The organism is Lacinutrix sp. MedPE-SW (assembly GCF_001874145.1).
GTDB lineage: Bacteria > Bacteroidota > Bacteroidia > Flavobacteriales > Flavobacteriaceae > Lacinutrix.
Genome location: NZ_MPCX01000002.1, coordinates 103,518 through 117,463 on the forward strand (window position 1 = coordinate 103,518; position 13,946 = coordinate 117,463).

General features: G+C 30.0%; 12 protein-coding genes. 11 read left to right on the forward strand and 1 reads right to left on the reverse strand.

Features of this window, described 5'->3' with window-relative positions:
* The first annotated feature begins 10 nt into the window (after positions 1-10).
* The 4 genes from BM549_RS02680 to BM549_RS02695 all read left to right on the forward strand — a co-directional run bounded on the left by BM549_RS02680 (position 11) and on the right by BM549_RS02695 (position 5,428).
* Positions 11-1,573 (forward strand): hypothetical protein, encoded by a 1,563-nt coding sequence (locus tag BM549_RS02680; protein ID WP_290468850.1) that lies wholly within the window; start codon positions 11-13, stop codon positions 1,571-1,573.
* An 11-nt stretch (positions 1,574-1,584) separates the two neighbouring features.
* Positions 1,585-2,772, forward strand: a complete 1,188-nt coding sequence (pgk, locus tag BM549_RS02685; RefSeq protein WP_290468851.1) for a phosphoglycerate kinase — start codon at positions 1,585-1,587, stop codon at positions 2,770-2,772.
* 63 nt (positions 2,773-2,835) lie between these two features.
* A complete protein-coding gene (locus BM549_RS02690) occupies positions 2,836-4,425 on the forward strand; it encodes a lytic transglycosylase domain-containing protein (RefSeq protein ID WP_290468852.1) in 1,590 nt (529 codons plus the stop codon).
* Positions 4,426-4,447: 22 nt separating this feature from the next.
* Positions 4,448-5,428: a DUF4837 family protein gene (locus tag BM549_RS02695; RefSeq protein WP_290468853.1), complete on the forward strand. Its 981-nt coding sequence runs from the start codon at positions 4,448-4,450 to the stop codon at positions 5,426-5,428.
* A 75-nt stretch (positions 5,429-5,503) separates the two neighbouring features.
* Here the strand turns inward: BM549_RS02695 and BM549_RS02700 are convergent, their stop codons facing one another.
* Positions 5,504-5,686: a twin-arginine translocase TatA/TatE family subunit gene (locus tag BM549_RS02700; RefSeq protein WP_290468854.1), complete on the reverse strand. Its 183-nt coding sequence runs from the start codon at positions 5,684-5,686 to the stop codon at positions 5,504-5,506.
* Positions 5,687-5,813: 127 nt separating this feature from the next.
* Here BM549_RS02700 and BM549_RS02705 point away from each other — a divergent pair, with 127 nt between their 5' ends.
* The 7 genes from BM549_RS02705 to rfbA are packed head-to-tail and all read left to right on the forward strand — an operon-like array spanning position 5,814 to position 13,935.
* Complete coding sequence (locus BM549_RS02705) at positions 5,814-6,686, forward strand: M23 family metallopeptidase (RefSeq protein WP_290468855.1); 873 nt, start codon at positions 5,814-5,816, stop codon at positions 6,684-6,686.
* Complete coding sequence (locus BM549_RS02710; protein ID WP_290468856.1) at positions 6,687-8,186, forward strand: GH3 auxin-responsive promoter family protein; 1,500 nt, start codon at positions 6,687-6,689, stop codon at positions 8,184-8,186.
* Positions 8,187-8,214: 28 nt separating this feature from the next.
* Positions 8,215-9,900: a hypothetical protein gene (locus tag BM549_RS02715; protein ID WP_290468857.1), complete on the forward strand. Its 1,686-nt coding sequence runs from the start codon at positions 8,215-8,217 to the stop codon at positions 9,898-9,900.
* 9 nt (positions 9,901-9,909) lie between these two features.
* Positions 9,910-10,965: a hypothetical protein gene (locus BM549_RS02720; RefSeq protein ID WP_290468858.1), complete on the forward strand. Its 1,056-nt coding sequence runs from the start codon at positions 9,910-9,912 to the stop codon at positions 10,963-10,965.
* A gap of 25 nt (positions 10,966-10,990) precedes the next feature.
* Positions 10,991-12,058 carry a hypothetical protein gene (locus tag BM549_RS02725; RefSeq protein ID WP_290468859.1) on the forward strand — a complete coding sequence of 356 codons (1,068 nt, stop codon included), beginning with the start codon at positions 10,991-10,993 and terminating at the stop codon, positions 12,056-12,058.
* Positions 12,048-13,064, forward strand: coding sequence for a dTDP-glucose 4,6-dehydratase (gene rfbB / locus BM549_RS02730; RefSeq protein WP_290468860.1), 1,017 nt, complete (start codon positions 12,048-12,050; stop codon positions 13,062-13,064). Before BM549_RS02725 ends, rfbB begins: the two co-directional genes overlap by 11 nt.
* A 7-nt stretch (positions 13,065-13,071) precedes the next feature.
* On the forward strand, positions 13,072-13,935 hold the full coding sequence (rfbA, locus tag BM549_RS02735; protein WP_290468861.1) for a glucose-1-phosphate thymidylyltransferase RfbA: 864 nt from the start codon (positions 13,072-13,074) through the stop codon (positions 13,933-13,935).
* Positions 13,936-13,946 lie beyond the last annotated feature (11 nt).

Consider the following 13,946-nt stretch of genomic DNA (forward strand, 5'->3'; position numbering starts at 1 on the left):
CCAAATAATAATGAAACAGTTTTTTACACTTTGTTTTTGTCTAATAGTACAAAACATCGTTTTTTCACAAGATCAAATAGCCGTTAAAGATACGTTATCTTATGATGGTGCAAATTTTAAATCTGTAAATGAATATTACATTTATGGAGATTCTAAAGTTATTGGTAATACTATTTTAAGTAACCATAAAACAAAAGCTTATAACGATTTAAGTAGCTCTAACGACAATATTAAAATGAAATATATTGATATTGACGATGATAAAACTACATTTAGCTCAAGTGCAGCTAAGTTAACGCTTCCAGAAAATCTTAAAAAAGTAACATATGCAGGATTGTATTGGTCTGCAACCTATAGTTTAGAAGAAGGAAAGCGTAGAAAAGTAAAAGATAGTTACGAATATAAAGGTGATTTTAGGCTACAAACAGCAATAGATTCTATTCTATTTAAAACTCCAAACGGTGAATACGAACCTATTGAAGGAGAAATTATTTACGACGGTGCATCAAACCCAACACATGCAATAAACTCTCCATATGTTTGTTATGCAGAAGTAACAGATATTGTAAAAAATGCACAAGAACAAAATGGATTTTATACAGTAGCTAATATTAAAGCGTCTCAAGGTTATATATCTGGAGGAAGTGCCGGAGGATGGATGCTTTATGTAATTTACCAATCGCCAACAGACAACCCTAAATATATCTCTACTTACAATGGTTTTGGTCTAGTTAACAATCTACCTGTAGATATTAATTTTAAAAATTTTAAGTCTATAGATCAAGGTGCTGTAAAAACCTCATTAACAGTATCTGCGTTAGAAGGAGATAAAACATTATTGCAAGACGAGTGTGCTATTATAACAAGAACAGGAAAATTTCAATCTCTAAGTAATGGCGTAAGATTTCAACAAAACTTTTTTAATAGTAGTATTACAAATAATAGTTTAGTAAATACAGATAGAATTCCAGCTAGTAAAAACACATTGGGTTTTGATATTGCAGAACTACAAATACCTAATTATTATAACGAGATTATAGATAATAATACTAGCGAAACGACCTTGAGATTAAAAACAAAGTCAGATAGGTTTTATTTGTTTTTTGCTGCATTTCAAACCGAAATAAGTCAGGATTTCTTCAATGAAATTATAGAAGATAAACAACCAGTAAGTAATGTTTCTCAAGTAGAACCAGAAGTAATTAGAACAACCGAAAAAGAGGTTCAAAAAACAAAACCAAAGTATGTGTGGAAACCACCAGGAAAATTAGGGTTTAATTCTAGATCATATAGACGTACCATTTCAAAACCATCTACAATAATTTCAGACGTCGAATCTGGATATTATGTAATTACTAATGTGTTTTCTAGTGAACAAAGAGCCAGAAAATGGGAAAGTTATTTAATAAAACGAGGCTACACACCAATAACATTTAAAAACCCAAAAAACAATTGGGATTATGTAGCAATAATGCAAACAGAAGACTCTAAAAAAGCATTTACAAAACAACAAGAAATGAGGCAAGAGTATCGATTTAGAGACACTTGGATTTTAAAAGTAAACTTAGATTAATAGTATAGATTATGAAAACAATTGAAAATTTCAATTTTAAAAATAAAAAAGCACTAATAAGAGTAGATTTTAATGTGCCTTTAGATAGTGATTTTAATGTAACAGATGCTACAAGAATTTCTGCAGCAAAACAAACTATTATTAAAATTCTTGAAGATGGTGGAAGTTGCATTTTAATGTCGCATTTAGGAAGGCCAAAAGGAATTCAAGAGGAATTCTCACTAAAACATATTGTTAATAAGGTTGAAGATATAATTGGAGTAGAAACAAAATTTGTTTCAACATCTACCGGTGAAGCAGCAGAACAGGCAGCTAGTAATTTAAAACCAGGAGAGATTTTAATTCTAGAAAATTTAAGGTTTAACGCTGAAGAAACTAAAGGAGATAAAGATTTTGCTCAAGCACTTGCTAAGCTTGGTGATATTTATGTAAATGATGCTTTTGGTACAGCACATAGAGCGCACGCATCTACAACAGTAGTTGCAGAGTTTTTTCCAGAAAACAAATGCTTTGGTAGCTTATTAGCACAAGAAATTAAAAGTATAGATAAAGTTTTAAAAACAGGAGAAAAGCCTGTATTAGCAATTTTAGGAGGCGCAAAAGTATCTTCTAAAATAACTATTATAGAAAATATTTTAGATGCCGTAGACCACTTAATAATTGGTGGCGGTATGGCTTTTACTTTTGTTAAAGCACAAGGAGGAAGTATAGGAAACTCGCTTGTAGAAGACGATAAAATGGAGTTAGCATTAAGCATTTTAAAACAAGCTGAAGCTAAAAATGTAACCATTCATTTACCTACAGACTCTGTAATAGCAGACGATTTTAATAACAATGCAAACACAAAAATTTGCGATATTAAAAACATTCCAGATGGTTGGATGGGATTAGATGCCGGACCAGAATCTAGAAAGCAATTTCATGAGGTTGTAATGCAATGTAAAACCATTTTATGGAATGGACCATTAGGTGTTTTTGAAATGGAAAACTTTGCAAACGCAACAATAGCTTTAGGTAACTCTATAGCCGAAGCTACAGAACATGGAGCATTTTCTTTAGTTGGAGGAGGAGACTCTGTAGCTGCAGTAAAACAATTTGGTTTCGAGAAAAAAGTAAGTTATGTAAGTACTGGTGGTGGTGCAATGTTAGAAAGTTTAGAAGGAAAAACTTTACCAGGAATCGCTGCAATACTAGAATAATAAATCGTGTTTAAATACCATACAGTAGTATTAAACGTTAGTTTTAAACACAAGTTTTTTTAAATGAAAATTTATTATCAATATTCAATATTATTTGTATTATTCTCTTTTTTAAATGTGAGTAATGCTCAGGATTCTACACAATTAAATAAAAAAAGATTGTCAGAATCTCAATTAGTAGCAGGAGAAAAATATGTAATAGACACCATTATAGATGGCAAAGCATTATTTAAGCAATCTATAGAACCTGTTGAACCTGTTGACTTAACAAAAGAGTTACAAGATCACGAGTTAGCATCAGAGATTGATAAAAAATGGATGGAAGAACTTTATAGTACGTCCTTATTCGATACTATTTATCGTGAAGTAACAAACCTTAAATACGAAGCTGTATATTACCCAGAACTTACAACAGATACTTTAAAAGCAAGATTAGAGAGGTTAAATGCAAGAACACCATTTAATGTAGAATACAATCCGCAATTAGAAAATTTAATAAAACGTTGGCTAAAAACTAGACATCAATCTATGGAGCGATTAATGGGTTTAAGCAAGTATTACTTTCCAATGTTTGAGCGGGAACTAGATAACTATAACATTCCTTTAGAGATGAAATATCTCTCAATAGTAGAGTCTGCACTAAAACCAAGAGCAAAATCTAGAGTTGGCGCAACAGGATTGTGGCAATTTATGTTTGCAACCGGGAAGCAATATGGTTTAGATGTTAGTAGTTATGTAGACGAGCGTAGCGACCCAATAAAATCTACAGAATCTGCTGCAAAATACTTAGCAAAATTATATGAGATTTTTGGAGATTGGGATTTAGCGTTAGCAGCATATAACTCTGGTCCAGGCAATGTAAGCAAAGCAATAAGACGTTCTGGCGGTTATAAAAATTATTGGAATATTCGTTCTAATTTACCACGTGAAACAGCAGGTTATGTTCCTGCGTTTTTAGCAACAATGTATATTTTTGAATACGCAAAAGAACACGGTTTTATACAGCATAAACCAAAGTTTAATTATGTAGAGACAGATACTATAAGAGTAAAGCAAATGATTACTCTAGATCAAGTATCAGAGTTTACAGGTGTAAATATTGAAACACTTCAGTTTTTAAATCCATCATATAAATTAGATATCATTCCATATATAAAAGGAAAAAATTATACATTAAGACTACCTAGAACTATAGTTGGTGCTTTTGTAAATAATGAAGCACAAATGTATGCTTTTGCAAAAGCTGAATTCGATAAACGAGAAAAACCACTACCTCAATTAGTACAATCAGACACCAAAACTAGATATCGCGTTAAGCAAGGAGATTATTTAGGTAAAATAGCAAGAAAGTTTGGAGTAAGAGTGAGTCAAATAAAACGATGGAATGGTTTAAGAAGTAATAATTTAAAAATAGGACAAAGGTTAACTATTTTTCCAAGAAACCCATCAGCAGTAACCAAAAAAGCAGTAAAAGCAAACACTTCAAACCTTTCAAATTATACAGGAAAAACATACAAAGTAAAAAGTGGCGACTCTTTATGGAGTATTTCTCAAAAATTTCCAGGAATTTCTGTTGAAAATATTAAAGAATGGAACGATATTAGTGGTACTAAATTAAAACCAGGTATGACCTTGAAAATTTCAAAAGGTTAATTCCAAAAAAACAAAAAATATTATGCGAAAAATTTTGATGTTGGCCTTAGTTTTAATGTCTGTATTATCATGCGACAACAAAAAAGGTGTTAGAATTTTACCAGAGTCTGCAGGACCAATTAATAACATTGCTATTGTAATAGACAATGAATATTGGGCAAATACGACAGGAGAAACTTTAAGAAACATTTTAGCAGCGCCAATAGATGGCTTGCCTCAACAAGAACCATTATTTTCTTTAAGACAAATACCACCAGAAGTTTTTACTGGCTTTGCAAAAGAAAATAGGAACGTTTTAAAAATAGAGCAAGGCGAAGCAGATTTTAAAATAACAAGAGATGTATATGCTAGACCTCAAAAAGTTATTGTAGTAAGCGGAAAGGATATTGCAGAAATTAAATCGCAAATCAATGATAATGCAGATAAAATTATTGCAGGATTTAAAGCCGAAGATATTAGAGAAAAGCAACGCCAATCTAGAAAATCGTTGTATAATGCAACAGAAATTGAAGAGAATTTACGTTTAAAAATAGAATTTCCTTCGCCATATAAAATAAGTAACACAATAGCTAAACCAGAAGATAAATTTTATTGGATTAAAAAAGATATTCCTACCGGTTATACAAACGTATTGTTGTATGAATTACCATTAAATGCCATTAAAAAGGAAGATAGCTTAATCACGCAAATTATAAAAATTAGAGACTCTATTGGCCAAAAGTATATTGGAGGACCAACAGATGGTAGCTTCATGTCTACAGAAAAAGCCTATGCACCACACTTGTACGAAACAATTTTAGATAATAAACCAACAATAGAAGTAAAAGGTATTTGGGATGTTGCTGGAGCATTTATGTCTGGACCTTTTATAACCTATTTTATAGAAGATAAAATTAACAATAGATATATTGTTGCAGAAGGTTTTGCTTACGCACCATCGGTATCAAAAAGAGATCAAGTTTTTGAGTTAGAATCAATTATCAAATCAATTAAACTCAACTAAAGTTTAAAGTAGATAGATATATAACATAAAAAAACCATCACATTGTGATGGTTTTTTTATGTTATAATTAGTAATTTACTTTTTTTCTTCTGCTTTATTTTCGTCCTCTTTGCTAGCGTCTTTAAATTCTTTTATACCGCTACCAAGACCTTTCATTAATTCTGGAATTTTTTTACCTCCAAAAAGTAATAAAATAGCCAAAACAATTAATCCTATTTGCCATGGGCCAGGTGCTAAAAATATGCTTAATGATATCATAATTATTCTATTTAGGTTGCAAAGTTAATAATTAAACTTTAATAATAACGTTTTAAACTTAACTTTAGCATATTGTAAAACAGCTAAAGTTATATTTTTATTTACATTTGTTTTAATATAAATTTCAATGGCAAAAAAAACAAAAAAGACAAAAAAGATCTCTAAAAAATTACTACACAAGTATCGTTTAGTAATTTTAAACGAAGATACCTTTGAAGAGAAATTAGCCTTTAAATTAACAAGGCTTAATGTCTTTGTTCTATTGTCTTTATCAACCTTTTTTCTAATAATATTCACAATATTATTAATTGCTTTTACGCCTTTACGTGAATATATACCAGGTTATTCATCAACAGCACTTAAAAAGAAAGCTGTAGAATTAAATTTTAAAACAGACTCTTTACAACAAGTCATAACACTTAACGAAAAGTATTATGCTTCAATAAAACAGGTTTTAAAAGGAGAAGTAAATACAGTAGAATTTAATAGAGATTCAATAATAGAAGCAGCGAGTTTAGACCCAAGTGAAATTGATTTGTCTCCATCTCAAGCAGATTCTATATTAAGAGCTAAAGTTGATAAAGAAGATAAATACAATTTGTTTGAAACAGCAAAATCAAGAACAAACTTTGTATTATTTCCTCCTGTAAATGGAGAAATAAGCGAGCCTTATAATGCAGAAGAAAAACATTATGCAGTAGATATTGTAGTAGCAAAGGATACTCCTGTAAAAGCAGCTGCAGATGGTACTGTTATATTTTCAGAATGGACTTCAGAAACTGGTTTTGTTATCATAATAGAACATAGTTACGGTTTAATATCAGTTTATAAGCACAATGAAACCTTAACAAAAAATCAAGGCGAATTAGTAAAATCTGGAGAAGTAATAGCTACAGCCGGTAATACAGGTGAATTAACTACAGGACCACATTTACATTTCGAGTTATGGAGTGATGGCTATCCGGTAAATCCAACAAATTTTATAGATTTCAAAAAATAAATGTCAATAAAATCTTTTTTAGCAAAACCTTTTGCAGCAATCGTATATAAATCTGTTTCTAAATGGGCAAATAACCCAATTAAGACACAAGATAAAGTATTTCAAAATTTAATAACTAAAGCAGCAAACACACAATTTGGTAAAGATCACGATTTTATAAGTATAAATAACCATCACGATTTTGTAAAACGTGTTCCAATTAGAGACTATGAAGCTTTAAAACCCTATGTAGAAAAAGTAGTTGCTGGCGAAGAAAATGTTTTATGGAGCGGCAAACCTCTATACTTTGCAAAAACCTCTGGTACAACTTCTGGAGCTAAATACATACCAATAACAGCAGAAAGCATGCCTAATCATGTAAATGCTGCAAGAAACGCCATACTACTTTATATTCATGAAACAGGAAACTCTAAGTTTGTAGATGGTAAAATGATATTTTTACAAGGTAGCCCAATTTTAAAAGAAAAAAATGGAATACAATTAGGGAGACTTTCTGGCATTGTTGCACACTTTGTGCCAAAATACCTTCAAAAAAACAGATTACCATCGTGGGAAACCAATTGTATTGAAGATTGGGAAACTAAAGTTGATGCGATAGTTAAAGAAACATTACCAGAAAATATGACCATAATTTCTGGCATACCATCTTGGGTACAAATGTATTTTGAAAAATTACAACAAAAAACAGGAAAACAAGTAGGTGATATTTTTAAAAACTTCAATCTATTTATATTTGGAGGCGTAAATTACGAACCCTATCGTGCAAAATTTGAAAACCTAATAGGCAGAAAAGTTGATAGTATAGAACTGTATCCTGCAAGTGAAGGTTTTTTTGCTTTTCAAGATAAACAGAATGAAAAAGGCATGCTATTACAACTAAACTCTGGTATGTTTTATGAGTTTGTATTAGCCGAAGAGTTTTTTGAAGAAAACCCAAAACGCATAACCATAAAAGATGTAGAATTAGGAAAAAATTATGTCATGATAATTTCTACAAATGCAGGATTATGGGCTTATAATGTAGGAGACACAGTAATGTTTACAAGTTTAAAGCCATATCGTGTAATTGTATCTGGCCGTATTAAACATTTTATATCTGCTTTTGGAGAACACGTTATAGGAAAAGAAGTAGAACAAGCTTTAAAAATAGCTACACAAAACGCTAATATTAGTATAAATGAGTTTACAGTAGCACCAGAAATAAACCCTAAATCTGGATTACCATTTCATGAATGGTTTATAGAGTTTGAAAAAACACCTGAAAATATACAAGAATTAGCACAAAAAATAGATGCTGCAATGCAGCAGCAAAACAGCTATTATTTAGATTTAATTAACGGCAAAGTTTTACAGCCTTTAAAAATAACAATAGTACCAAAAAATGGTTTTAAAAATTATATGAAATCTATTGGAAAGCTAGGTGGACAAAACAAAATTCCACGTTTAGCTAACAATCGTAAAATTGCAGATACTTTAAAAAGCCAAATTATTAGTAAATAATAGTATCTTTGACCGTTAAATAGCGCAAATGAGTAAGATAAAAAAACACGAAAGAACTAGAGCCCAAGAAAGTTCTAACGCCATTGAAAGAATGTATATAACCATGAGGCATTTATTCAATCGTGGGTTTTATAAACCTATGGGTATATCTGGCGAAACGCTTAGAGAAGCACTATTAGTATTAAGACCAGAAATTTATGGTTCTATTGCAGATGAAAAAGCAGAATTAGAAGGACTTTTATACGTAATAGATAGATTACCTATAGGTATAGAGCAATGTAGATTTATTAACCTAACAAGTGACGAAGGTTATGCAGATTCTCATTTCGAACCAATAATACCACCAAAAAGGAGACGTAATTGCTACCGTATAGACGAGGAGCAAATGAATATTGAAATCACTCGTGGTCGAAGTGAAATTTACGATATTCTAACACACCTAACCTTTTTGTTTGTAGAATCTCATAAAATTGCTAAACGTATAATTATAGACGAAAAAGGAGCAACAACTAGAGATTGGATAAAACTAGAAAATGCAGTTTTAAGTAAAAAGAAACTTACAAAACAAGAAAGAGAAATTGCTATTACGCATACTGCAAATATTTTAGGGCGAACATTTAAAGAACTGTCTGATGTTTTTCCTGTTTTTGCAACCAAAAAACACCCAGAAAGATTACTAGAAATAGTATATTGGTTAGGTAAATTAGCAGTAGATGAGGTTGTAAATAACAACAAACGCACAATCACATTTAGTCCAGTACTTCGCGAGAGATTAGGACACCATATTCACGGTGAGCGTTGGGCAAACACTATAAAAGAAACGCTTGATAAACATAATTTATTATCAAGACCAATACATATTATAAGTGCAAATTTACACAGTGTAATGAATACACTTTATGCACCACAAGCGTTAAAAAGTAAAAAAGATATTTTTGAGGTTTATGAAGATTTAAGTAGCTCAGAGAATGAAACCTTACGTAATAAAGTAACTCAAAAAGCCTTACAACAAGGCATGATTTATATAAAAGACAGTTCTGGAACAAACATAAATGTTCAAATTTTTGATACCGCTAAACTAAATTTAAATTTAACAGATTTAGGTATTAAAGAGGTTAGCGATAATAAAGAAAAACCAGTGCTTTTTGTAATGGATTATGCTTTTGGAGAGCAAGCATACGAAACCATAGATGAGCTTTTAAAACCTTATGGCGAAAAAGATAATAAAACCCATTTAAATATAGAATCTATATCTATTATGGGTAAAGCTGGAATTTTAGAAGGAGGAAAAGGAGATATTATGATTCCGTCTGCTCATATTTTTGAAGGCACAGCAGATAATTATCCGTTTAAAAATGAGCTAACAAAAGAAGATTTAGACAACCAAGGTGTTACAGTATTTGAAGGGAGTATGATTACCGTCCTGGGAACATCACTTCAAAACAAAGACATTTTAAAATTCTTTTATAATTCAACATGGAATGTTATTGGCCTTGAAATGGAAGGAGCGCATTACCAAAAAGCAATTCAAGCAGCTTCTAAAGTTAGAGGAAGTATAAATCCAGATGTTAAGGTAAGATACGCATATTATGCAAGTGATAATCCATTAGAAACAGGAAGTACACTAGCCTCGGGAGGTTTAGGAACCTCTGGCGTAAAACCTACATATTTAATTACAAGAAAAATTTTACAACAAATATTTAATAATCAGTAATTTTTAAAAATGAATCAAGAACAACCATCAAACAAAAACACAAATGAAGAAGTAGATTTAATTGTGTTTTTTAATTTAATTGGTAATGCTTTAAATAAATTATTAAATTTTGTAAAATCAATTTTTATAGGTCTTTACCGTTTATTTATATTTACAATAAGAGAAATATTTCTAAATATAAAAATAATCGCTGCAGTTACTATTATGGCTATAATAATAGGTTATGTATTAGATTCTCAAAAACAAAAAGTATATTACTCTGAAATGTTTGTAGCGCCTAAATTTCAGTCTAAATATGAACTTATTAATAATATTAGTTATTACAATTCTTTAATTAGAGTACGTGATGTTGAAGAGTTATCAAATCAATTTAATATAAATGAAGAAGAAGCTAAATCATTAGTGAATTTTGAAATTGAAATTGGTCCAGAATCTAAAAATGAACAATTAGAAAGTTTTAATGGTTTTTTAAAGACTTTAGATAGCACTACAAAAACCAAAATTACATTTGAAGATTACCTTGATAATAGAAATATTTATACAGCAAATATATTTTTATTAAGAGCACGTTCTTTAAATTATAAAATTTTCAAAAAATTAGAGCAAGGGCTTTCAAAATCAATAAGTAATGAATTTTCAGATATAGAAAAGAAAAAAAGAGACTCTGTTCTAATGCTAGAAAAAGAAAATTTAGAACAATCTTTGGTTGAGGTTAGAAAATTAAAAGATGCCTATTTAGATGTTTTACAAAAAGAATCTGAAAAAAATGTAGTGTCATCAAATTTAGGAAGTTCTTTAGGCCTTCAGGTAGAAAAAACAGAAACTAAGGAAGACCAATTATTAACTAGAGAGATAGAAATTTTAAATAAATTAAACGCTATTAAAAAAGAACTTGTTGTTAACGATGAGGTTTTTGAAAAAATATCATCATTTAAAGAAAAAGGATTACTTGAAGATGTTTGGTATAAAAATTATAAAATAATCTTACCTCTTTTGGCGTTATTTCTATTAACCCTATTAGGATCTTTTATTAAGTTTTATAAACATGTAATAAACTATAAATAGATTTAAAAAAACTTAGAATATTATTATGAGCGAAATCAACAAGCATGAGCCAAAATCTAAAAACGAAGAGGTTGATTTAATTGTTTTTTTTAATTTAATCGGGAAAGCTTTAAATAAAGTTTTCGTTTTTATAGCATCATTATTAAAAGCTATATTTTCTGTAATTATTGGTATTATAAAGGTAATTATTGCAAGCTGGAAAATTATATTAGCTATACTAATTATTGCAGGAGTATTGGGTTATGCTCTTGAAAAAACAAAACCTATCACCTATAGCTCAGAGATGCTGGTCGAGCCTTATTTTGATTCAAAATACCAATTAGTAACTAATATTAATTATTTTAATGCTTTAATCGCTTCGGGCGATACACAGGCGCTAAATGCTATATTTAGTTCAGATACTTCAGATTTAGATATTAGAGATATAAAAGGGTTTAAAATTGAACCAGGTCCAGAAACAGAAAATGATAGAATTTTACAATATCAAAATTTTTCAAGACGATTAGACTCTGTAAGAAAAGAAGAAATTAATTTTGAAGAATATATAGAGAATAGAAGCATATACTCAGGACGTTTATTTTTAATTACCGCCTATTCAAGTAAAAGAGACATCTTTAAAAATCTTGAAAAAGGTGTTCTATCTGCTTTCACAAATCAATATTCTGAAGAAGAGTTTTTCAAAAAAGAACAATTAAGAGAAATTCAAAGACAAAACTTATTAACCCAACTTCAAGAAATAGATAGTTTAAAAACCTTTTATCTTAGAGTAAGAGAAGACGAATCTAAAAAAACAAATAAACAGTTAAAGTTGGGAGACATTTCTTTATCTAGTGACAGTAAGTCTACCACTCGAGAATTTGAATTATTAGAAAAAGAAAACAACGTAAGAAACCAATTAAATGCTTTAGAAGAGCAAAAAATAGAACAAGACAAAGTGTTTGATGTAATCTCTAGTTTTCAACGAGTTGGAAACCAAAACATATCTATTTTAGATAGGTACTCACTTATATTTCCAATTTTAGCTTTTATGTTATTATGTCTTTTTTATATAATAAAAAGAGTTATAATTTTTGCTAAAAACTATGAAGAATAATACAGTTTTAATTACTGGTGGCGCAGGTTTTATAGGATCTAACTTTATACCTTTTTTTTTAGAAAGCAATCCTAATACAAGAGTTGTAAACCTAGACAAATTAACCTATGCAGGAGACCTTTCTAATATACAAGAACTAGAGGGTAACAAAAGATACATTTTTGTAAAAGGAGATATTTGTAATAGGCAACTAATAGAAAATCTATTTAACGAATATGAATTTTCTGGAGTTATACATTTTGCAGCAGAATCTCACGTAGATAATTCTATAAAAAATCCTAGTGCATTTATAGACACTAATATTACAGGAACATTTAATTTAATAGATGTTGCAAAAAAGTTTTGGATGCACGGTCCGCAAGACTATAAACAAGAGTATCTTGGTGCAAGATTTCATCATATATCAACAGATGAGGTTTATGGTACATTAGAAAAAACAGGTTTGTTTACAGAGCAAACGCCATATGCTCCAAATAGCCCATATAGTGCCTCTAAAGCATCATCAGATTTTATTGTAAGAAGCTATTTTCACACTTATGGTATGAATGTAGTAACTACAAATTGTTCTAATAATTATGGACCAAAACAACATGACGAAAAGTTAATTCCAACAATAATTAGAAAAGCCATTTCAGGAGAACACATTCCAATTTATGGAGACGGTAAAAACATTAGAGATTGGTTATATGTTTTAGACCATTGTAAAGGAATTGAATTAGCTTATAAAAAAGGCAAAGCAGGAGAAACCTATAATATTGGAGGTAGAAATGAAAGAGACAATTTGTATATTGTAAATACAATTTGTGAAATTTTAGACCAAATTATACCTGCAAACCATTCCTATAAAAAACAAATTAGCTTTGTTAAAGATAGACCTGGACACGATTTTAGATATGCTATAGACGCTTCTAAAATAGAAGAAGAACTAGGATGGAAAGCAAATGAAAATTTTGAATCAGGAATTAAAAAAACTGTAAATTGGTATTTAAATAAATACAAAGCATAAATACATTATGAAAGGAATAATATTGGCAGGTGGATCAGGAACCCGTTTACACCCATTAACTTTAGCGGTAAGTAAGCAATTGATGCCAATATATGATAAGCCTATGATATATTATCCTTTATCAACCTTAATGTGGTCTGGTATAAAAGATATTTTAATAATCTCTACACCTAAAGATTTACCATTATTTGAAGCGCTTTTAGGAGATGGAAAAAAATATGGTTGTACATTTCAATATGCAGTACAAGAAGAACCAAACGGCCTAGCCGAAGCTTTTATAATTGGAGAAGATTTTATAGGAAATGATAAAGTAGCCTTAATATTAGGAGATAATATTTTTTATGGTACCGGTTTAGAAAACTTATTACAACAAAATAACAATCCTCAAGGCGGAATAATATATGCTTATCATGTTCATGACCCAGAGCGTTATGGTGTTGCAGAGTTTGATGAAAACGGAACTGTTATTTCTATAGAAGAAAAACCAAAGCAGCCTAAGTCTAATTACGCCATACCAGGTATATATTTTTATGATAATGATGTTGTAGAAATTGCTAAAAACATAAAACCAAGCCATAGAGGAGAATTAGAAATAACCGATGTAAATAAAGCCTATTTAAAACAAGGTAAACTACAAGTAAGTGTACTAGATAAGGGAACCGCATGGCTAGATACAGGAACATTTAAATCTCTTATGCAGGCTTCTCAATTTGTTCAAGTTATAGAAGAGCGTCAAGGTTTAAAAATTGGAGCAATAGAAGAAGTTGCGTACAAAATGGGATACATTTCAAAACAACAGTTACAAAACCTTATACAACCACTTATAAAAAGTGGTTACGGTAAACACTTGTTAAGCATTTTAGAACAATAAATCCTAATTTT

What these genes read in the sequence shown, in the direction of transcription:
- BM549_RS02680 (WP_290468850.1), top strand. Translation starts at nt 11, where the DNA reads ATGAAACAGTTTTTTACACTTTGTTTTTGTCTAATAGTACAAAACATC.
- pgk (WP_290468851.1), top strand. Translation starts at nt 1,585, where the DNA reads ATGAAAACAATTGAAAATTTCAATTTTAAAAATAAAAAAGCACTAATA.
- BM549_RS02690 (WP_290468852.1), top strand. Translation starts at nt 2,836, where the DNA reads ATGAAAATTTATTATCAATATTCAATATTATTTGTATTATTCTCTTTT.
- BM549_RS02695 (WP_290468853.1), top strand. Translation starts at nt 4,448, where the DNA reads ATGCGAAAAATTTTGATGTTGGCCTTAGTTTTAATGTCTGTATTATCA.
- BM549_RS02700 (WP_290468854.1), bottom strand. Translation starts at nt 5,686, where the DNA reads ATGATATCATTAAGCATATTTTTAGCACCTGGCCCATGGCAAATAGGA.
- BM549_RS02705 (WP_290468855.1), top strand. Translation starts at nt 5,814, where the DNA reads ATGGCAAAAAAAACAAAAAAGACAAAAAAGATCTCTAAAAAATTACTA.
- BM549_RS02710 (WP_290468856.1), top strand. Translation starts at nt 6,687, where the DNA reads ATGTCAATAAAATCTTTTTTAGCAAAACCTTTTGCAGCAATCGTATAT.
- BM549_RS02715 (WP_290468857.1), top strand. Translation starts at nt 8,215, where the DNA reads ATGAGTAAGATAAAAAAACACGAAAGAACTAGAGCCCAAGAAAGTTCT.
- BM549_RS02720 (WP_290468858.1), top strand. Translation starts at nt 9,910, where the DNA reads ATGAATCAAGAACAACCATCAAACAAAAACACAAATGAAGAAGTAGAT.
- BM549_RS02725 (WP_290468859.1), top strand. Translation starts at nt 10,991, where the DNA reads ATGAGCGAAATCAACAAGCATGAGCCAAAATCTAAAAACGAAGAGGTT.
- rfbB (WP_290468860.1), top strand. Translation starts at nt 12,048, where the DNA reads ATGAAGAATAATACAGTTTTAATTACTGGTGGCGCAGGTTTTATAGGA.
- rfbA (WP_290468861.1), top strand. Translation starts at nt 13,072, where the DNA reads ATGAAAGGAATAATATTGGCAGGTGGATCAGGAACCCGTTTACACCCA.